This window comes from Thermococcus sp. (assembly GCF_027066465.1).
Classification (GTDB): Archaea; Methanobacteriota_B; Thermococci; order Thermococcales; family Thermococcaceae; genus Thermococcus.
On the sequence record NZ_JAMONU010000003.1, the window covers coordinates 1 to 19,565 of the forward strand.

Annotated in this window: 17 protein-coding genes and 1 tRNA gene; 10 read left to right on the plus strand and 8 right to left on the minus strand. The window is 54.6% G+C overall.

The features are described from left to right. Positions 1 to 132 precede the first annotated feature (132 nt). Both MVK46_RS00065 and MVK46_RS00070 read left to right on the plus strand, forming a co-directional pair. The gene (locus MVK46_RS00065; RefSeq protein ID WP_297534326.1) at positions 133 to 780 is read left to right on the plus strand and encodes a Ribonuclease P protein component 3; all 648 of its coding nucleotides are present in this window, start codon (positions 133 to 135) and stop codon (positions 778 to 780) included. Positions 781 to 789: 9 nt separating this feature from the next. Beyond that, positions 790 to 1,791 carry a TIGR00341 family protein gene (locus MVK46_RS00070; protein ID WP_297534344.1) on the plus strand — a complete coding sequence of 334 codons (1,002 nt, stop codon included), beginning with the start codon at positions 790 to 792 and terminating at the stop codon, positions 1,789 to 1,791. An 8-nt stretch (positions 1,792 to 1,799) separates the two neighbouring features. Here the strand turns inward: MVK46_RS00070 and MVK46_RS00075 are convergent, their stop codons facing one another. The 3 genes from MVK46_RS00075 to MVK46_RS00085 all read right to left on the minus strand — a co-directional run bounded on the left by MVK46_RS00075 (position 1,800) and on the right by MVK46_RS00085 (position 4,695). Then, positions 1,800 to 3,128 carry a TrpB-like pyridoxal phosphate-dependent enzyme gene (locus MVK46_RS00075; protein WP_297534327.1) on the minus strand — a complete coding sequence of 443 codons (1,329 nt, stop codon included), beginning with the start codon at positions 3,126 to 3,128 and terminating at the stop codon, positions 1,800 to 1,802. A 333-nt stretch (positions 3,129 to 3,461) separates the two neighbouring features. Beyond that, positions 3,462 to 4,238, minus strand: a complete 777-nt coding sequence (locus tag MVK46_RS00080) for a hypothetical protein (RefSeq protein WP_297534328.1) — start codon at positions 4,236 to 4,238, stop codon at positions 3,462 to 3,464. Positions 4,239 to 4,248: 10 nt separating this feature from the next. Further along, the gene (locus MVK46_RS00085; protein WP_297534330.1) at positions 4,249 to 4,695 is read right to left on the minus strand and encodes a hypothetical protein; all 447 of its coding nucleotides are present in this window, start codon (positions 4,693 to 4,695) and stop codon (positions 4,249 to 4,251) included. Between the two features lie 82 nt (positions 4,696 to 4,777). Here MVK46_RS00085 and nikR point away from each other — a divergent pair, with 82 nt between their 5' ends. Further along, positions 4,778 to 5,194 carry a nickel-responsive transcriptional regulator NikR gene (nikR, locus tag MVK46_RS00090; RefSeq protein ID WP_297534331.1) on the plus strand — a complete coding sequence of 139 codons (417 nt, stop codon included), beginning with the start codon at positions 4,778 to 4,780 and terminating at the stop codon, positions 5,192 to 5,194. Here the strand turns inward: nikR and rqcH are convergent. Together rqcH and MVK46_RS00100 are read right to left on the minus strand one after the other, a co-directional pair. After that, positions 5,191 to 7,143 carry a ribosome rescue protein RqcH gene (gene rqcH / locus MVK46_RS00095; protein WP_297534332.1) on the minus strand — a complete coding sequence of 651 codons (1,953 nt, stop codon included), beginning with the start codon at positions 7,141 to 7,143 and terminating at the stop codon, positions 5,191 to 5,193. The genes nikR and rqcH overlap by 4 nt on opposite strands. A gap of 40 nt (positions 7,144 to 7,183) precedes the next feature. Beyond that, a complete protein-coding gene (locus MVK46_RS00100; RefSeq protein ID WP_297534333.1) occupies positions 7,184 to 7,435 on the minus strand; it encodes a hypothetical protein in 252 nt (83 codons plus the stop codon). 127 nt (positions 7,436 to 7,562) lie between these two features. On the opposite strand from MVK46_RS00100, the gene MVK46_RS00105 reads away from it, so the two are divergent. Beyond that, positions 7,563 to 9,665, plus strand: coding sequence for a 1,4-alpha-glucan branching protein (locus tag MVK46_RS00105; protein WP_297534334.1), 2,103 nt, complete (start codon positions 7,563 to 7,565; stop codon positions 9,663 to 9,665). Here MVK46_RS00105 and MVK46_RS00110 read toward each other — a convergent pair. After that, entirely contained in the window at positions 9,662 to 10,396 is a 735-nt protein-coding gene (locus tag MVK46_RS00110; RefSeq protein WP_297534335.1) for an alpha-glucosidase, read from the minus strand. The two genes, MVK46_RS00105 and MVK46_RS00110, sit on opposite strands and share 4 nt — an antisense overlap. Positions 10,397 to 10,552: 156 nt before the next feature. Continuing rightward, a complete protein-coding gene (locus tag MVK46_RS00115; RefSeq protein WP_297534336.1) occupies positions 10,553 to 12,118 on the minus strand; it encodes a sodium-dependent transporter in 1,566 nt (521 codons plus the stop codon). Between the two features lie 594 nt (positions 12,119 to 12,712). On the opposite strand from MVK46_RS00115, the gene gdhA reads away from it, so the two are divergent. After that, the gene (gene gdhA, locus MVK46_RS00120) at positions 12,713 to 13,975 is read left to right on the plus strand and encodes a glutamate dehydrogenase (protein WP_297534337.1); all 1,263 of its coding nucleotides are present in this window, start codon (positions 12,713 to 12,715) and stop codon (positions 13,973 to 13,975) included. Between the two features lie 86 nt (positions 13,976 to 14,061). Here the strand turns inward: gdhA and MVK46_RS00125 are convergent, their stop codons facing one another. Beyond that, positions 14,062 to 15,228 carry a hypothetical protein gene (locus tag MVK46_RS00125; RefSeq protein ID WP_297534338.1) on the minus strand — a complete coding sequence of 389 codons (1,167 nt, stop codon included), beginning with the start codon at positions 15,226 to 15,228 and terminating at the stop codon, positions 14,062 to 14,064. A 99-nt stretch (positions 15,229 to 15,327) separates the two neighbouring features. Here MVK46_RS00125 and psmB point away from each other — a divergent pair, with 99 nt between their 5' ends. The 5 genes from psmB (at position 15,328) to MVK46_RS00150 (ending at position 19,173) form a co-directional block, all read left to right on the plus strand. After that, positions 15,328 to 15,936: an archaeal proteasome endopeptidase complex subunit beta gene (gene psmB, locus MVK46_RS00130; protein WP_297534339.1), complete on the plus strand. Its 609-nt coding sequence runs from the start codon at positions 15,328 to 15,330 to the stop codon at positions 15,934 to 15,936. Positions 15,937 to 15,946: 10 nt separating this feature from the next. Then, positions 15,947 to 17,893 carry a beta-CASP ribonuclease aCPSF1 gene (locus MVK46_RS00135; protein WP_297534345.1) on the plus strand — a complete coding sequence of 649 codons (1,947 nt, stop codon included), beginning with the start codon at positions 15,947 to 15,949 and terminating at the stop codon, positions 17,891 to 17,893. A 66-nt stretch (positions 17,894 to 17,959) separates the two neighbouring features. Continuing rightward, the gene (locus tag MVK46_RS00140; protein ID WP_297534341.1) at positions 17,960 to 18,328 is read left to right on the plus strand and encodes a hypothetical protein; all 369 of its coding nucleotides are present in this window, start codon (positions 17,960 to 17,962) and stop codon (positions 18,326 to 18,328) included. Positions 18,329 to 18,332: 4 nt separating this feature from the next. After that, the gene (gene rpiA, locus MVK46_RS00145; RefSeq protein ID WP_297534343.1) at positions 18,333 to 19,022 is read left to right on the plus strand and encodes a ribose-5-phosphate isomerase RpiA; all 690 of its coding nucleotides are present in this window, start codon (positions 18,333 to 18,335) and stop codon (positions 19,020 to 19,022) included. A gap of 63 nt (positions 19,023 to 19,085) precedes the next feature. After that, a tRNA-Leu gene (locus MVK46_RS00150) sits at positions 19,086 to 19,173 on the plus strand. Positions 19,174 to 19,565 lie beyond the last annotated feature (392 nt).

The window sequence follows — 19,565 nt, forward strand, 5'->3', positions numbered from 1 at the left end:
GAAGGCCTATCTCGGCGACGTTGAGGTCGACGAAGGCGGCGACACGATTCAGGTTAAGATAAAGGTCAAGGCCTTTCCCATGAGAAAGGAGACCGTCGTGAAGGCCGTGAGGGAGTGGCTGGAGGAGAAGGAATGAGCGGGAGGGACTACTTCGTCGAGATGGACATCAGGAATGCGGAAGCCTACGAGTTAGCTAATGAGTGGTTCGACGAGGTAGTCTTCACCAAAAAGCTCGTCCTTGACAAAGAGCCGGACTGGGACTCGCTTAAGGAAGAACTCCGAGAACTCAGAAGGACCTACGGAAAGGTCGCGGTTCTGCTCGTAACGAGAAAGCCGAGCCTGATAAGGACCTTTAAAGCGAGAAACCTCAGGGCTCTGCTTTACGTTCAGGGAGGCGACATGAGGGTCAACAGGATGGCCATCGAGGCAAAGGTTGACGCGCTGATAAGTCCCTGGCTCGGTAGGAAGGACTACGGCTTCGATCACACGCTGGCTGGAATGGCCGGCAGGAGGGGCGTCGCGATAGGGTTTTCCCTCTCACCCCTTTTGAGGGCGAACCCCTACGAGAGGGCATTAACGCTCCGCTTCATGGCCAAGGTCTGGGAGTTAACAAAGAAGTACCGCGTTCCGCGCTTCATCACGAGCTCCGCCGAAAGTAAATGGGAGGTTCGTTCTCCGAGGGACTTGATGAGCCTCGGGATAAACATCGGGATGGAGATTCCAGAGGCGAGGGCAAGCCTGAACTTCCACCCGAGGCAAATTCTTGGTAAACTCGAGTAGGTGTTGGCGGTGCTGAAGGTCGAGGTCACCTGCGGGCTTGACGAACGGGAAAAGCTTGAAGAGGTTCTTAAAAAGTGGGGCGTTCCCTTCTACACCGAGGTGGTGAAGGCCAACGGGAAGGGCGCCCTCAAGGTCACGGCCTTCGCGCCGGACTTCGTGATAAACGACCTCGTTGACGAGCTCGTTAAGGTCGTTGACATGAGGAAGGGCCATGCCTCGATAACCTGGTCGCAGGTCAGCGGGCGGTCGGTGCGCTACTCATCCGCCGTCAGGTCCCTTGAGAAGTTCCGGGGCAGATGGAGTATTGCCGACATCGAGGGCCTCATCGAGAGCGCCAATTCACAGGCGAGGGTTGACCCGATTCAGCTGACCCTCGGGGCCGTTGCCTCTATGGTTGCCCTCTTCGGTCTGATTGGCAACAACATCGTGATGATTATCTCCGCGATGCTCCTCTCGCCAATCCTCGGCCCCCTCTACGGCTTCTCGCTCAACGTCGTTATGGGGCGCGGAAGGGACGCCCTAATCGCTGTTTCCTCGATTCTCAAGCTCCTGACGGTTATATTTACCTCGGCCTTCGTCGTCTCCCTCCTCCTGAGGCTCTTCGGCCTCATGCCGGCTGAACCGACGAGGGAAATCCTCATCAGGGGAGATTCTGGGATTGTTTACATCCTCCTCGCGGTTCTCCTCGGCTACGCTGGAGTGGTCGCGATAGTGAGCAGAATTCCGGAGATTCTTGCTGGAGTCTCGATAGCGGCCGCCCTCGTGCCCCCGACAACCGTCGTGGGAATCTCGCTCGCGATGGGCTGGTGGGGCATCTTCTTCGGCTCGCTCCGCCTCACGGTTGAGAACGTCCTCGGCCTGCTCGTGGGTTCCCTACTCGGCCTATACCTTCTCAACGTCTCGCCGAGAAGCTACTACGAGAAGCGGTCCGCAAAGCTCTACACGAGGAGAACGATTGCCGTTCTGGGCATCATGTTGGCGTTCATTGTCCTGCTGGAACTGGCAAAGTAAAAAAAGTCTCAGGGCGTCTCCAGAGCCGGGAAGTAGTCCGGCTCATAATCTTCGAGCTTTCCGTCCAGGTAATCCTCGTAGCCCTTTAAATCGAGCAGGCCGTGACCACTCAGGTTGAAGAGTATGACCTCCTCCTTTCCTTCCTCCTTCGCTTTCAAAGCTCTGTCTATGACGCCCTTTATCGCGTGGGCGCTCTCCGGTGCTGGAATTATACCCTCGGTCTTCGCGAACAGCTCCGCCGCCTGGAAGACCTCGTTCTGGTGGTAAGCGACTGGCCTGACTATCCCGTGGTTTATGAGGATGCTCAGCGTCGGGGCTAAACCGTGGTAGCGAAGCCCTCCAGCGTGAATCGGCGGGACGTAGTAGGTGTGGCCGAGGGTGTGCATCTTCATCTTTGGAGTGTATCCGCCTGAGTCGCCGAAGTCGTACTTGTAGACACCACGCGTCATGCTCGGAGCTGCTTTCGGCTCGACCGCTATGAACTCGTACTCTTTTTTACCGCTCAGGACGTCCCTCACGAAGGGATACGCTAACCCGGCGAAGTTGCTCCCACCCCCTACACAGCCAATTATAACGTCCGGCTCCTCGAACTCCTTCATCTGCTCCTGAGCTTCGAGTCCGATGACGGTCTGGTGCATGAGCACGTGGTTGAGAACGCTCCCGAGGGCGTAGCGGGCTTTTTCGTCCCTCAAAACGTCTTCAATCGCCTCGCTTATCGCTATTCCCAGCCCTCCGGGGTGGTTGGGGTCCTCGCTCAGGAACTTCCGACCTATCTCGGTTCTGTCGCTTGGACTTGGGTAGATTTCGGCCCCGTAGAGGCGCATTATCGTCTTCCTGTAGGGCTTCTGCTGATAGCTGGCGCGCGCCATGTAAACGCGAACTTTTAACCCAAGCAGGGCACCGGCCAGGCTCAAAGCGGTTCCCCACTGGCCGGCCCCGGTCTCGGTAACGAGCCTCTCTATCCCCTGCTCCTTTGCGTAGTAGGCCTGGGCTAAAGCGGTGTTTATCTTGTGGCTCCCCGTTACGGTGGCACCCTCGTACTTGAAGTAAATCCTCGCCGGTGTGTCGAGGGCTTTCTCAAGGTTCGTCGCCCTGAAAAGCGGTGTTGGCCTGCCTATCTTGGCGTAGAGCTCACGGACCTTCTTTGGAATCTCGATGTACCTTTCCGTGCTCATCTCCTGCTTCACAAGCTCCTCCGCGAAAATCCTCAACAGCTTCTCCGGCCTCATCGGCTCGTCGGTTTCCGGGTCGAGGGGCGGAGCTAAGGGCTCCGGGAGGTCGGTCAGTATGTTGTACCACCTCTTTGGTATCTTCGAATCGGGCAGAACGGCTTTCATTCCAACACCTCCTCCAATTCCTTTAATCCGTTTGGAGAAAGGACGTCCCAAAGGATGAGGGAATAAGAGCGTGAGGACTAAACCGGAGTGTTTAGATGACAGAACGGCGCGGCCAAAAGCAATCCCTCCTCAGCTCAGCGCCAAAAACAATCCCGCCTAACCGCTATGCCAGAGCTCGAGAAGCGACTTTCAAAGCCAAAAACAATCACTCCTGACCATCATGGCGCATCGTAGTGCAGATGATTTTGGAGTTTATATCTTTTTTGGAAAAACGACCGGCACAAAGACGAAAACAGCGAAATTTTTGCCGGTTTTCCCGTCTAAATGTTAAGCTTACCTAACCCTCGGGCCGGAGAGGATTCCAAGGACCTCATCAACGTCTGCCTTTCTGCCCTTCAGAACGATGAGTGCCTTGTACTGACCGGCATCGCTCTCGAGGAACCTAAGGTCCCTGTCTTTTTTCTTCAGGAGGTATTCGGCATACTTTACCTCGCTCTCATTTGAGTACACGAGGATGAGTACCAGAACCCCGTCCCCCACTTTTATCTCGAAGGAGAACTTTGCGAGGTACCAGTCGGGCAGTGGCCCCTCCCAGGTTGCCTGGCCTATGGTGATGTTGTACTTCATAAGTTCGCTTCCAAGCGAAAGTGCGAGGGCTTCGGCGGCTTTCCACGGGCTTGGAGATGAAATCAAAGTGCCGCTCTTCGGTCTTCCGCAGAGCCACATCCTGCCGGTTGCGTTGAGGACGTCGTCGTAGGAACCCCTCAGGGCGAGAAACCTTGAACCGTTGTAGGCTATGTAATACGTCCTGTTCTTCGACTCCCAGAGGCTCCACTGGCAGGTTACCCTGCTCCAGTTGCCTTGGCTCATTGAGTAGCCGATGTTCTGGAGCTGCCCCATGACCTTCCCGTAGAGGGCACTTGCGTTTTTAGACGTCAGGCTGAGAACCTCAACGCTTCCGTTTTTCTGCCAGCTCATGTTGATGAGCACCGGGGGGTCGTTGTATCCCCACATCTTTGGCCTTGGCACGGGTTTGATGTAGTAGTAATCCCAGTACACGACCCCGAGGATGACCGCAACGGCCAGGACCACAGCTAACAGCCGCTTCACGGCAACCACCTCACGCTATCTCCGTCTGCTCGTAGGGGGTCTCCCCTCTCCTGTGCTTCACGAGCTGGGAGTAGAAGAACTCCTTAAGCTCCGGGGACATTCCATCGTCGAGGAGCAGGTCCGCCTTGCCTCTGTAGTCCTTCTCGGCCTTTGTTATAAGGAGGGCTATCTTGGGGGTCAGGTGTTCGAGGAGTGCCTTTGCGACCTCCGCGTACTCCTCGTCGTCAAGCTCCTCGTCGCTCTCAATCGCTATGTACACTATAAATCCCTTCATCTGAACGGCCAGCACGGTTTCAATTTCCGTAACTTCGAAGAACGAGAAGTTGTAGCCTTCCCTCTCGGCCCGGGCTATGAGGACTCCCTTTATTGAGAGCGTGACGGGCTTATCGTTGATTTCAAAGATTAGGTCTTCGGCGAATTCTCTCTTCGCCAGGGTGTACAGCTCGCTCAGGGGCATGTTGGGGGTTATCTTGAGTTCCGATAAAAGACTTTTGGAACAGGTTTATAACTTCAGTGTCATCAACTAAATCGGTGGTGTTATGAGGGTCGTTCGCTTCGGTGTTTCGGTTCCCGAGGAGTTGCTCGAAAAGTTCGACAGAATAATTGAGGAGAAGGGCTACGTCAACAGGAGCGAGGCAATAAGGGACCTCATGAGGGACTTCATAATCCGAAACGAGTGGGAGATGGGAGATACTGAAGTTGCCGGAACCATAACGATGCTCTACAACCACGACGAGGCGGACGTCGTCAAGGAGCTCCTCGACCTACAGCACGAGTACCTTGAAGAAATTGTTTCCAGCATTCACGTCCACATGGACGAGCACAACTGCCTTGAGGTCGTCATAGTCAAGGGAAAGGCGAGCAGGATAAAGGAGATAGCAGACCGGCTACTGAGCCTCAAGGGAGTGAAGCACGGCAAGCTTGTCATGACTGGAACCGGGAAGGAGCTGGTTTAACCGACCACCTCCACTATTTCTCCACCTCCCGGAGGCAGAATCGCGTTCAAGTCCTCCTCGCGAACCTTGTAGCCCCACTTCTCAAGGATTCCGCGTATCTTCTTGACGAGCTCTCCCTTCTTGAGCCTGCCGGGCCTTATGACGATGTACCTGTTCGTGTGGGCCTTAATCGCGTCAAGGGGCGCGCAGACGACGTAGTCCTCCCCCTCGTAGTTTATGACTCCCACCGCCAGCCTGAGCGGTAGTCCCCTAAGCCAATTCCTCTTCCCGTAGACCATGAAGGCGCCCTTGCCGAGGTACTCACCGCTGGGAGCCTGTTTAGTCACCTGATTTGGATACGCCCAGTAGGCGTCTCCACTGTAAAGCCCCTGACTCCACGCCCTGCTCATCGAGACGGCGAACTGGCAGGCCTCGAAGATGGTCTTCTCTCCGGCTTTCTGCCCGTCCTTGATGACGACGTGTGGCGCTCCGTAAACATCTGCATGGCAGTAGAGGTCGTTCTCGGTCATGTGCTTCTTTACGAGAACCTCGTTGGTGCTCGCGTCCTTTCCAGCCAGTACAAGAAAGCCCTCGCTCGAAACGAACCAGCGGAACTTCTCAAACCACTTTCTCCTGCTCCTCTCCACCCTCCTAACGTTGAGTTCCTTCTTCATCTCCTCCTCGATGAGCTTCTCGACCTCGTCGAGCTTGCGCTTCGTGTCCTCGTAGGCCTTCAGGGCACCCTCATACTTGTGACGGAACTTCTTGGCGTTCTCGTAGTAGAGCTCGGCGTTCTCGCCTACGCTTTTGTTTAAATAAAGCTTGACCTTCTTTCCATCGAGCTCAATCGTTACGGCCTTATCCTTCGGGTCGATGGATTTTACCATGAGTGCAACTCTGTTGCCCTCTTTTTTGCCTGCCTCTATTCTCCTTTTGAACTCCTCCCAGCCGAGCTTTTCCGTTGCCTTCCTGAACTCGTCCAAAAGCCGTTCAACCATCGCGTAGTTCGCGTAGATTAAATTCCCTATTTCTTGGTTCTCGTTCATGGCCCTCTCGAAGCCCTTGAGCATCTCCTCCTGCTTCCTCAGCGTCGCCAGTAGCTGTCTCTTCTTGCTTTCGAGCTTTTTTGTCCTCTCGATTTTGGCCTTCTCGATTGTGAGCTTACCAAAGTATTCATCGAGGGCCTCGCTGAACGTTTTAAAATAGTGCTTCTCAAGTCCCTCGTAGATTCTCAGCTCGATTGGGACGACGTCGTGCATGTTGCCGTCCTTGTAGACGATGTTCGGTTTCGGCTCGTCGTTGAAAGTTTTCATCATCGCCTCGTAGACCTTCCTCAAATCCTCGTCGCTCAGTTCCTTCACGGGGGTGGTTTTCTCGAAGCCGGCCCTTATGGAAATCTCCTCCGCGTACATTCCGCCCATGTTGAGCTTCCTCGCCAGGGCTCTGACGAGCTCAAGGTTTTCGTCCTCCCGCATAAGCTCAAGGAAGCGCTCGAAGGAAACCTCCAACGGGTTTTCACGGGCTGGCGGGAACTTGTACTCTGCCTTCGGCTTTATCGTCCTGTCCTTGTACTCTTCGTAGCGGAGAGCTGCCACAATCCTGTTCTCAGAATCAACGAGGATTATGTTCCCCCTCCTGAAGAGCTCGCCGATGAGCGTGTAGTCGCCGACACGAACCTTGACAATCCTGTCGAACTGGTGTTGCTCTATCGCGTCTATAAAGCCTCCGCCCAGGTGCTTTCTGAGGAGCATGGTGAAGCTCGAAGGCTGTTTCGGCGCCTCCTTGACGTAGCTCGTTAAATGAAACCTCTTTCCAGCCTGGAGGATTAAATCCGCTCTCCCCTCCTTCGTGCGGAGCTTAATCCTAATCTCGTCCCCGTCGTGGTAGACCTTGTCAACGCGAGAGCCAACGAGCCATTGAAGCTCCCTCACAACGTAGCGTATGTCAACGGAACTCATCTCCTCCTTCATTCTCCCACCTGAAAAAGAGTAGAGGGCTGGGGTTAAAAGGTTAAAGCCTGAGGGCGAGTATGAGAAGGGCGCCCGCTATGGCCATTGCGGCCTTAATGGCGTCGCCTCTTTCCCCTGTCAGGGCCTCGGTGAACAATCCAAAGGCCAGCCCCACGACACCAATGTCGTACACTATGTAGCCGAGCTTTGTAAAGCCGCCTATCGGCGCACTCAGAACGGAAAGTATCGCTCCCAGGAGAACAACCGCCAGCGCCCCTGCAACGAAACCGCTCTCCGCTCCTTTGACCTCCATGGCGTTCACCGTCCATAGTTGTCTTTTCGCTCTAAAACATTTACCCATGGACATAATTGAACCCGGGCACAGCCCTGTTCCGAATAAGGTTAAATACGATGAGGCTTAAACACCTCCGGTGATACAGGTGAAAGGCTACCTCACTTTCGTCCTCCACACTCATCTGCCCTACGTCAGGAGGCATGGCAGGTGGCCCTTCGGCGAGGAGTGGCTCTACGAGGCGATGAGCGAGAGCTACCTCCCTTTGCTCATGGAGTTCGAGCGCTTGAGGGGCTCCCTCAACTTCCAGCTCGTCGTGAACATAACGCCCGTCCTGATGGAGCAGCTGGCCGACGACTACATCAAGGCCGAGTTCGAGAAGTATCTCTTGAGGAAAATCGAAAGAACAAGGGAGGACCTCGAATCTGGCAAATACCCCGAGAAGCCCGTTAAAGAAGTCCTCCGCCACTTCGAGCGCGTTTACTCCTACTGGAAGGCCATAAACGGCGACGTAATCGGCAAGTTCCGGGAGCTCCAAGAGGGAGGCTACATTGAAATCATAACCTCTCCCGCGACACACGCCTACCTGCCCCTTCTTCTAAGAGATGAGTCGATACGCTCCCAGATAGCCAACGGAGTGGCGACCTACGAGAAGCACTTCGGAAAGAGGCCAAGGGGAATGTGGGTTTCCGAGTGCGCCTACCGGCCGAGTGGCGAGTGGAAGCTCCCCGGCGGAAGAACCGTCGAGAGGAAGGGGATAGAGAAGTTCCTCGAGGAGTTCGGAATCGAGTACTTCTTCGTTGAGAGCAACCTCGTTGATAACGGACCGGTGGGCGACTCCTACGGCGCCCCGGTTCCCGCAGGTTCCCTCGCAACGCTCAGGCCCTACTGGGTCAAGGGGTCAAACGTCGCAATCTTTGCCAGAAACCGCGAGACGGGCCATCAGGTCTGGAGCGCCCACTACGGCTACCCCGGCGACTTCTATTACCGGGAGTTCCACAGGAAGGCCGAGCGGAGCGGCAACCAGTACTGGCGTGTAACCGGTAAGGACGTTGATTTGGGCGAGAAGGACTTCTACGACCCCGAGAAGGCCCTTGAGCGGGTCGAAGAGCACGCGAGGCACTTCGTTTCCCTCGTCGAGAACCTGCTCGCGAGGTTCGAGGAGGAAACCGGTGAGAAGGGGATAATCGTTGCCCCCTACGACACCGAGCTGTTCGGCCACTGGTGGTACGAGGGAGTTAAGTGGCTTGGCAGGGTTCTTGAGCTTCTTGCCGAGAGGGGAATCAAAACGACGACGCTTTCGGCCTTTCTCTCGAACTACTCCGGCGAGAGGCTTGAGGTTGAACTGCCAGAGGGCTCGTGGGGCGCCAACGCGGACCATTCAACGTGGTGGAACGAGGAAACCGAGTGGACGTGGGAGGAAATTTACCGCGCGGAAGAGCGTATGGTCGCGCTGGCGAGCCGGTTTTATGGAAAGGATAAGCTCGGCGACAGGGCGATAGAACAGCTCGCGAGGGAGCTTCTAATCCTCGAGGCGAGCGACTGGCAGTTCCTCATAACGACGGGCCAGGCTAAGGCCTACGCGGAAAGGCGCGTTCTGCTCCACAGCAGGGACTTCCACAGGCTTGCCAACGAGGTCGTCAAATACTTCAACACTGGCGAGATGGACGTTTCGCTCCTTGAGGAGCTTGAGAAGCGCGACAACCCCTTCAGGCCGGTGATAGTTGCCCACTACGTCAGCGACAGCCCTCCAGAGCTGGAGGAGTTCGTCGAACCGCCGGAGGTCCCGCCTGAGGGGGAATCCACCGCGGGGACTCCATATGAGATTGAAGTTTCCGCCGGGGAGCGGGCTGAAGAGACCGGAAACGGGGGCAGTTCTGGAGGGGAAGCCGTTGAAACTCCAGATGTCAGAGAGGGGCGGAAAGAACGGGCGGAGAGGTTCTACGCGAGTTCGCTCGCCTTCGTGAAGAGAAGGAAACCGAAGGTTCCCCTCGCGAAGAGGATTGACACGAGGCTGGTGAAGAGGGTTGAGAGCGTTGAAAAGCCTAAGAAGCCGGAGACCAAGAAGAAACGCGCGCCGAAGCTTAAACGCCTCATAGACGTCAAGGGCATCGGTCCCAAAACCCTTGCGAGGCTTAACAGGGCTGGGATAAAGACGCCCGAAGATTTACTTCGCGCGGACCTTGAGGAGCTCGCGAGGAAGAGCGGAATCTCGATAAAAAGGTTGAGAAGGTTCGTGGAGCAGCTCTAGAGGAATGCATGGCGGTGCTTGTAGAGCAGGTATAGGCCGTAGATTATCAGGTAGAGTTCAACCGCGCTCAGAATCACCATGAAGATGAGCCACCCTTCGACGAAGCTCGGACTTTTGTGTATTATCTCTGCTATTTTATCGATGGCTCCGGGCGTTGTAAGCTGTTTCCAGCCGTAGGTTAGTCCCATGACGCCCTGGATTATGGGAATTGGGGCCGCCGAATACGCGAGCAGAAGTCCCAGGTAGCCCCTCCTCTGAAGGGAGAGCATCGAGAGTATTATTGGAATCGCAAGGATTAGGGCCGTTACGGCCATTATCTGGCTCATATAAACGCCTACGAGCAGGAAAAACGCCGTCATTCCAAAGATGTACGTTCTGTACGCCCTCTTGAGGGCTTTGAGCATGTCGGGGTCAAAGTCGTAGACGGCTGACTTGGAGTATAGGTTCATCTTCCTAACCCTCTCCATGAATTCCTTTTTGCCGCCTTTTTCGATGCCCCTGTCTGTGCTCATGGCCTTGAGCTCCCTGGCCTTCTTGTAGAAGAACTCCGCAAGCTCGACGTTGTCATTCTTTACGTTCTTTGAGAGCCTTCTGAAGTTCTCCGCCGCTTCCCTCAGGAGGGAGATTACCTTTCCCTTCTCCTTTTCGCTGAGGACCGTAAGTCTCTCAACGTTGGATACCGTTGCTTCGAGAACCTCCGCGGTGTCCTCAAGAATGCTCGGACTCTTCACGATTATCCCTCCAAAACTAAAAAAAGAAGGGAGATTTAAGACCCTTGCCCCTGCTTCTCGGCTTCGAGGAGCTTTCCTATGCTCCAGAACATCATTGCAAGGATAATAAGCCACGCTATTGCCATGTAGATTACCCAGCTTCCCATCTTCACCACCTCAGAGCTTGATTAGGACCTCGTTCCTTGCTATCTCCTCGCCGTACTTCTTCTTGATGGCGAAGTACGTTTCTATTGCTCCGATGATGAACATTATGATTATCACTGCCCCAACTGTCGGTGGAATTCCTCCGCTGACGAAGCCCTTGAACGTTCCGACCAGCGGAATCAGCAGGAAGATTGGCGCTATTATGAGGGTAATCCACTTGTAAACCGTTGGAACCCTGATGTAGGCTCCCTTGTGAAGCTCCTCCCAGAAGTTGCTGGGCTTGAAGAGGTACACCGCGACGATGATGTCGAGCAACGCCAGCAGCGTCAGCTGGAAGCTAATCCAGTTGTCGAGCGGGGTGACGTACTTGTCGAGGCCGATGTAGATGACCGGCAGGCCGAGTATGAAGTATATCAGCAGCACGAGCCACGTGCCTATGCTCCTCTTGATGTTGAGGTCCTCCTCGAAGAGTGCAACCAAGTAGTTGTACATTGCTATCGCCGAAGTCCAGCCCGCGAACCACAGCAGGAGGAACCACAGCGCTCCGAAGAACCTTCCAATCTGGCCCATGCTGACGAAGACGTTGGGCAGGCTGGTGTAGGCGAAACCGAGACCGAACTTCTGTCCAATCCACGCGAGTGCGGCGTTCTTACCCTGGGCCAGAACGTCGGGCGGAACAATCTTCGGGGCGTAGGCGGTGGCCAGCGGGATGGCGAGGGAACCACCGAGGATGACCTCTGCGAACTCGTTCAGCGAAACGGTTGCTATACCTGAAAGAGCGACGTCATCGTTGGGACCGAGGTAGCTCGCGTAGTTCTGTATGATACCCATACCGAGGGATAGCGTGAAGAATATCTGTCCAGCGGCTGCGAGCATGACCGTTGCGAAGTGCGCCTTAAGGTACGCCCAGTTCGGGGTCCAGATGAAGGCGAATCCATCGATGGTGCTCCAGTTGGGGTTTATCGGGGAGCCGAGGACGAAGACGTAGCCGACCATTATGATTGCGAAGATGTAGAGCAACGGCATCATGACCTTGACCCACTTCTCGATACCCTTGCTGACACCCCTTCCCACGGCTATGGCTATGGTGACTATTGTTATGCCCCAGAAGAGGAACACCTCAGCGTGGTTTGACAGGTAGTTGCTGAAGAACTGTCCGGTGTTCTTTCCGTAGTATGCCCCGGTGATGCTGAACCACGTGTACGCGGCAGACCAGCCGATTAAGTGCAGGTAGTAGCTGTTGAGCAGTGTAACACCGGCAAAAGCGACCATACCGCTGATGACTCCCATTACCAGGGCGCTTCTGGGCTTGAGGCTTTCCCTCGCCATGAGGTAGTAGCTCGGACCGAGCGTTCCGTGACCGTATTTACCGCCGTACCTTCCTGCAACCCACTCAACCCACATTATTGGTATTCCGAGGAGGAACAGCGCCAGGAAGTAGGGCACCATGAAGGCGCCGCCGCCGTGCTGGGCGACCTGGGTTGGGAACCTAACGAAGTTACCAAGACCAACGGCGTTTCCAGCCATTGCCAAAATCAAACCAATCTTGGTCGCCCATTGGTCCCTCTGCTGCTCCATCAATACCCACCTCCGTACCTACCTGTATCTAACACCAATACAATGCCCTAAGGAGGGGCATTACGTATAGAAGACGACACCCTATAAAAAGCTTTTTGAGGAGAGTTTTCGACGAAAGCCGATTTACGTAGCGGTAAAACATTGGAATCTCTCCTCTCGTCATTTTTTCAGTCCCTTGGCGACAACTTCCCAGAATGTTGAATTTATGACAAATAGTTTTAAAACATAACCGACGGTATAACAACTTTTATAGGTGAATGATATTTCACAAAAGGTTTTTAACGATGGTTAAAATACTCCAATGGCCCGATGATTGGAAGGTGAGTGAGCTGACGGGTGATGACCGACTTCTCGCTGAGGGCCTCTCCGTTTGCATTTCATTGATGCGTTATGATGTTCATCAATGTTCAGAAAATTTTGAATGCACATAACTTCTTTTAGCCGAAAATTTCGGGAAAACTTTTTATTTCCTCGAAAATTTGAGATGCTAACTTTTTGTTGAAAACTAAGCCTTCTGCGGCCTTTTTCCGAAAGGTTTATATACGCAAAGGACGTAACCCGTATCGCAGATTACCGAAACCCGAGGTGATAGGAATGGTCGAAGTCGACCCCTTTGAGATTGCCGTTAAGCAGCTCGAGAGGGCTGCCCAGTACATGGACATTAGTGAGGAGGCCCTTGAGTTCCTAAAGAGGCCCATGAGGATTCTCGAGGTTAGCATTCCGGTCGAGATGGACGACGGTTCTGTTAAGGTCTTCACCGGCTTCCGCGTTCAGTACAACTGGGCCAGGGGCCCGACAAAGGGTGGTATAAGGTGGCACCCGGCCGAGACACTCGGAACCGTTAAGGCCCTTGCCGCCTGGATGACCTGGAAGACCGCCGTTATGGACCTGCCCTACGGTGGCGGTAAGGGTGGAGTTATCGTTGACCCGAAGAAGCTCTCCGACAGGGAGAAGGAGAGGCTCGCCCGCGGCTACATAAGGGCAATCTACGACATCATCAGCCCGTGGACCGACATTCCGGCTCCCGACGTCTACACCAACCCGCAGATTATGGCCTGGATGATGGACGAGTACGAGGCCATCAGCAGGAGGAAGGTCCCGAGCTTCGGAATCATCACCGGTAAGCCACCGGGAGTTGGCGGTATCGTCGCGAGGATGGACGCCACCGCTCGCGGTGCCAGCTACACCGTCCGCGAGGCCGCGAAGGCCCTTGGCTGGGACAGCCTCAAGGGCAAGACCATCGCCATCCAGGGTTACGGTAACGCCGGCTATTACATGGCCAAGATAATGAGCGAGGAGTACGGCATGAAGGTCGTCGCCGTCAGCGACAGCAAGGGCGGCATCTACAACCCGGATGGGCTCAACGCCGACGAGGTCCTCAAGTGGAAGCAGGAGCACGGCTCAGTTAAGGACTTCCCAGGCGCGACCAACATTACCAACGAGGAACTCCTTGAGCTTGACGTCGACGTCCTCGCTCCTGCAGCAATCGAGGAGGTCATCACCAAGGACAACGCCGACAGGATTAAGGCCAAGATTGTCGCCGAGCTTGCCAACGGTCCGACCACCCCGGAGGCAGATGAGATACTCTACGAGAAGGGCGTCCTCATCATACCGGACTTCCTCTGCAACGCCGGTGGTGTCACCGTCAGCTACTTCGAGTGGGTCCAGAACATAACCGGCGACTACTGGGACGTCGAGACAACTAGGGCCAAGCTCGACAAGAAGATGACCAAGGCTTTCTGGGACGTCTACAACACCCACAAGGAGAAGAACATCAACATGCGTGACGCCGCCTACGTTGTGGCCGTCCAGAGGGTCTACGACGCCATGAAGTGGCGCGGATGGGTCAAGAAGTGATTTCTTTTCCCTTCCTTTCCTTCTCAATTCTCCCTTCGGTTCTTGAAAGTAGGTTTGTTGAATAATAAGAAGAGACTAAAAGAAGGTCAGCCCTTTGTCCAGTAGTCCTTCTCCTCGACCATCGCCCTTATCATATCGTCCTCGTCCCTGAACATCGTCCGCCTTGATGGGTTCTGCATGCCGTAGAACTCCATGAACGGGCTGGGTCTCCTTTTGAAGGGGTAGTAGAGGTATATCGCCGCAAGCGTCCTGTATGCTTCTGCCATCTCGCTGACGACTCCCGCTGAAACGCCCTCGGCGTAGTGGTAGACCGCTATCGCTTTGCTCACGCCAACGAGGTTGAAGTCCCTCTCCACGAGCTGTCTCCTCAGTATCTCGGTGGCCTGCTCTATGTCCTCTCTCTCAAGCTCGTCCACTTCATCTCCGTCAAGGAGGTGCTTTATCCTGATTTTCTTCACGTTTGGATTCTTGGCCACTTGATTGTCGTACTCAGCCACGACCCACCAGTCGTCTAAAGCCCCGGGGTCGAGAACGGTAAAGTGCTCGCTCAGCTTGGTGTAGAACCCCCTGACGCGGGTGTAGTACTCCTCCTCGTGGCCGGTCATCGGGTAGCTGAGGTACACGAGGGGCTTCTCCTTCTCCCTGAATATCAGGTCGAGGAAGACCTCCGGCGGGTGCCTTATGCCGAACTGGAGGACGTACCGGACGTTTATTCCCTCCTTCTTGAGTTCGTGTATCAGGGTCTTGACGTGGTTTATGGCATCTTCACGCCACATGACGAGGGTGGTCAGCTTTATGTTGTCCGGGTCGTTACCGAAGCGTTCGAACCAGTCCGGGTCATTGATTATCCTCCTTCTTACCGAGAGCACGTCGTCGAGGACTATTATCACCCTGTTGGGCTTGAGGAGCTTGAGGTTGCTGAGTGTAAAACCTATAACGCTTCCGCTCCCCCAGCGGAAGAGGCTCGGTGTCGAAACGAGGTGGAACCTTTTGTCGCTCTCCTCTATCTCGGCCCGAATCCTCTCAAAGGCCTCGTCGCGGATTTCGTTCATCAGGTCTTGATGGCTTATCGCAAAGTCTAGGACGTTCTTCCGGGTTATCTTTACACCCTTCTCTTTTCCAACTTCCCTGAGATACTCGAAGACGTGGTAGTAGGCGTAGCTTTTCTCCCCAGCATTCTTTAGGGCTTCACTGACGTATTCATCCCTTCCGTTGAGGGGTGGACCGGTTAGGAGTATTACTTCGCCTCTCATATTGTATCACTGGAGTAACTTCGACGAAACCTTTAAATACCCTTTCCCCAAGCCCGATTCAGGATTCTTCTATTCTAACAATCTCAAGGGGTGTTGTAGTTGGTCGAGAAGCTGAAGGGGACCACTACCGTCGGCGTAGTCTGTCGGGACGGAGTAGTGCTAGCGGCCGACAGGAGGGCATCGCTCGGCAACATGGTGCTTTCAGAGGGAGTAACCAAGGTGTTCCAGATAGACGAGCACCTCGCCTTGGCAGGGGCTGGAAGCGTTGGGGACATACTGAGCATTGTCAGGCTTCTCCGCGCTGAAGCAAAGCTTTACAGGGCGAGGGTTGGAAGGGAGATGAGCGTTAAGGCGCTGGCGACGCTCACGGCGAACATACTTCACGGAAGCCGCTTCATGCCTTACTTCGGCTGGTTTCTGATTGCCGGCTACGACGAGAAGCCGGGGCTGTTCTCAATAGACATGGCTGGTGGTGTAACCGAGGACAGGTTTACAGCCGCCGGCTCGGGGATGGAGTTCGCCTTCTCGGTCCTTGAGGAGAACTACCGCGATGACCTCTCCTTGGAGGATGGAATAAGGCTCGCCCTGAAGGCGATAAAGGTCGCAACAAGGAGGGACGTTTTCACCGGGGGTGGTGTTACCCTAGTTACCGTGACGGAGAAAGGCTACCGCGAGTGGAGCGAGGAGGAACTCAAAGCACTGTTCTGAGGTGATGGCGTTGATTCGAAGGGAAACCCACGTTGACGAGATACTCAAGGAGATTCGAGAGGTTATAGCCCAGATGGTTCCACCGAACGCGAGGATAACAGACGTTGAGTTCGAAGGGCCGGAGCTCGTAATCTACACCAAGAACCCGGAGGCAATAATGAAGGATGGGGAGCTCATCAGAAATCTCGCAAAGGTTCTTAAAAAGAGAATAAGCGTTCGTCCTGACCCCGACATTTTGCTCCCGCCGGAGAAGGCCGAAGAGATGATTAAAGAGCTGGTTCCCAGTGAGGCGGAAATAACGAACATAAGCTTCGACCCCTCCGTCGGCGAGGTTCTCATAGAGGCCAAGAAGCCCGGTCTCGTCATCGGTAAGAACGGCGAGACGCTTCGCCTAATCACGCAGAAGGTCCACTGGGCACCGAGGGTCGTCAGAACTCCTCCGCTCCAGAGCCAGACAATTTACTCGATAAGGCAGATTCTCCAGACAGAGAGCAAGGACAGGAGGAGGTTCCTGAGGCACGTCGGTAGGAACATCTACCGCAAGTCCGAATACAAGAGCAGGTGGATTAGGATTACCGGGTTGGGTGGCTTCCGCGAGGTTGGAAGGAGTGCCCTCTTGGTTCAGACCGATGAAAGCTACGTTCTCGTTGATTTCGGTGTGAACATAGCCGCGATGAAAGACCCGCTCAAAGCCTTCCCGCACTTCGACGCTCCAGAATTCCGCTACGTCCTCGACGAGGGCCTTCTCGACGCGATAATCATAACCCACGCTCACCTCGACCACAGCGGAATGCTCCCGTACCTCTTCCGCTACAAGCTCTTTGACGGGCCGATTTACACAACTCCCCCAACGAGGGATTTGATGACCCTCCTCCAGCAGGACTTCATTGAGATTCAGCACATGAACGGCCTCGAACCGCTGTACAGGCCCAGGGACATAAAGGAGGTCATAAAGCACACCATAACCCTTGACTACGGAGAGGTCCGCGACATAGCCCCTGACATAAGGCTGACCCTTCACAACGCCGGGCATATACTCGGCTCGGCAATAGTTCACCTCCACATCGGCAACGGGCTTCACAACATAGCGGTAACCGGCGACTTCAAGTTCATCCCGACGAGGCTCTTCGAGCCGGCAGTAAGCAGGTTCCCGCGCCTTGAGACCCTCGTTATGGAGTCCACCTACGGCGGAAGCAACGACTACCAGATGCCCCGTGAGGAGGCCGAGAAGAAGCTCATAGAGGTCATAAGGGAAACAATCAAGCGCGGCGGAAAGGTTCTCATCCCGGCGATGGCAGTCGGTAGGGCGCAGGAGATAATGATGGTTCTCGAAGAGTACGCGCGCGTTGGAGGTATAGAGGTTCCGATTTACCTCGACGGAATGATTTGGGAAGCGACGGCAATCCACACGGCTTACCCGGAGTACCTCAGCAAGAGCCTCCGCGAGCAGATACTCCACGAGGGCTACAACCCGTTCCTCAACCCCATATTCAAGAGCGTTGCCAACTCGCGCGAGAGGCAGGACATCATCGACAGCGGAGAACCCGCGATAATCATAGCTACCTCGGGCATGCTCGTCGGCGGACCGAGCGTCGAGTACTTCAAGCAGCTCGCCCCGGACGAGAAGAACAGCATAATCTTCGTCAGCTATCAGGCGGAGGGAACGCTTGGAAGGCAGGTGCAGAGGGGCCTGCGCGAGATACCTCTGGTTGGCGAGGACGGCAGAACCGAGGTCGTTCAGGTCAACATGCAGGTTCACACCATAGACGGCTTCTCAGGTCACGCCGACAGGAGGGAGCTTATAAGCTATGTCGCGAAGGTCAGGCCGAGACCGGAGCGCGTGATAACGGTTCACGGGGAGGCCCACAAGTGCTCCGACCTTTCAACGAGCATACACAGGAAGTTCAACATAAGAACCGCCGCGCCACAGAACCTCGATGCGATAAGGCTGAGGTGATTTTTCCTCCAATTTTTGAGAAAGGTTTTAAAGTTCCCTTCCTCAAGAGGGCCTTAGGTGAAAGGGGTGAAGCTGGCAATTGAATACAAGTTTTCGCTCACCGTTTACCTGTGGGGCGTTATAACAGGGATAATCAGCGGAGTCCTCTCTGCGAAGTTCAGTGCCGGCTGGCTTGTGGGCTTTCTCCTATACCTCCTACTTGACAAGTTCGTTCTGGCAGTCATTAAGGAACTGCCCCCAGACGTTCCGGACGAGAGGGCGATACTGAGGAAGGCGTTCTGGGGCTGGCTGTTGTTCTGGCTGTACTTCACGATGCTCAGCTACTCCCTCGTCATCAACTTCACGCCCGTTTGCTACTCAAACCAGAGCCTTCTATACAAGATGGTCCACAGCGGCAACGCGAGCATAAGCTGTCAGTTCAACATCACGAGGTGATTGTATGAACGTGGAGGATATGAAAAAGGCCGTGGCGAAGGAGGCCCTAAGGCTCGTTGAGGACGAAATGGTCATAGGCTTGGGAACCGGTTCGACGACCGCGTACTTCATCAGGTACCTCGGGAAGCTCATCATGGATGGTGAACTTGAGGACGTTTACGGCGTTCCAACGTCCTACCAGGCGAGGCTTCTCGCAATAGAGTCCGGCGTTCCTGTTGTGAGCCTCGACGAGGTGGATGCGATAGACCTGGCCGTCGACGGGGCCGACGAGGTTGACCCGCACATGAACCTCATAAAAGGCAGGGGGGCCGCGCTGACCATGGAGAAAATAGTTGAGTACAGGGCGGGTATGTTCGTTGTCCTCGTCGATGAGAGCAAGCTCGTCGAGTACCTCGGACAGAAAATGCCCGTTCCGATAGAGGTTATTCCCGCCGCTTGGCGTGCAATAGCGGAGGAAATAGAGGTCTTTAATGCGAGCGCAGAACTCAGAATGGCAAGTAAAAAAGATGGGCCTGTCGTTACCGAAAACGGTAACTTCATACTTGACGCGAGGTTCCATCGCATAGAGGACCCGCTCGACCTTGAGATAGAACTCAACAACATTCCGGGCGTTGTCGAGAACGGTATCTTCGCCGACATAGCGGACTTGGTTCTTGTAGGAACCGGAGACGGCGTCAAAAAGATGGAGCGCTGAATTTCTCCCCTCCTAAAAATTTATAAACTCCTCAAACCCTCAACTTCTCGGAGAGCCCTCCGCGCGGGGGTTGCCGAGCCTGGTCAAAGGCGGTGGACTCAAGATCCACTCCCGTAGGGGTTCCGGGGTTCAAATCCCCGCCCCCGCACCAGAAACTTTGCTGGGCAAAGTTTCATCAAAGGTTTGTGATTCCTTTTGAGGAACAGTTTTTAAGTGGATTTCTTTTTGAGTTGCTCCTTTGAAGGGATGAACTCCTTTAAAAGCGTCTTTTAAAGGGGGTTCAAGTGTTTTTGCGCTCCGAAGGAGTGCAGTTCAAACAGAACCCGCGTGAAAAAGGGCGTATTTTAAAAAATTCAACCTTTAGGAGCCGGTTTAGAGTTTAAAATTCCTAAAATAGGAATCACGAGCTTTTGGTGAAGCTTTTCCAAAAGCTTCAGCGCTGGCGGAAGATTAAGTGCTTTTTAGAAGTGCAAATTTTAGAAAGGGTTTCTACTGAATTTGCTCTGTTAATCAGTGTTTCACTCCACAAAGGCGCCCGAAGGG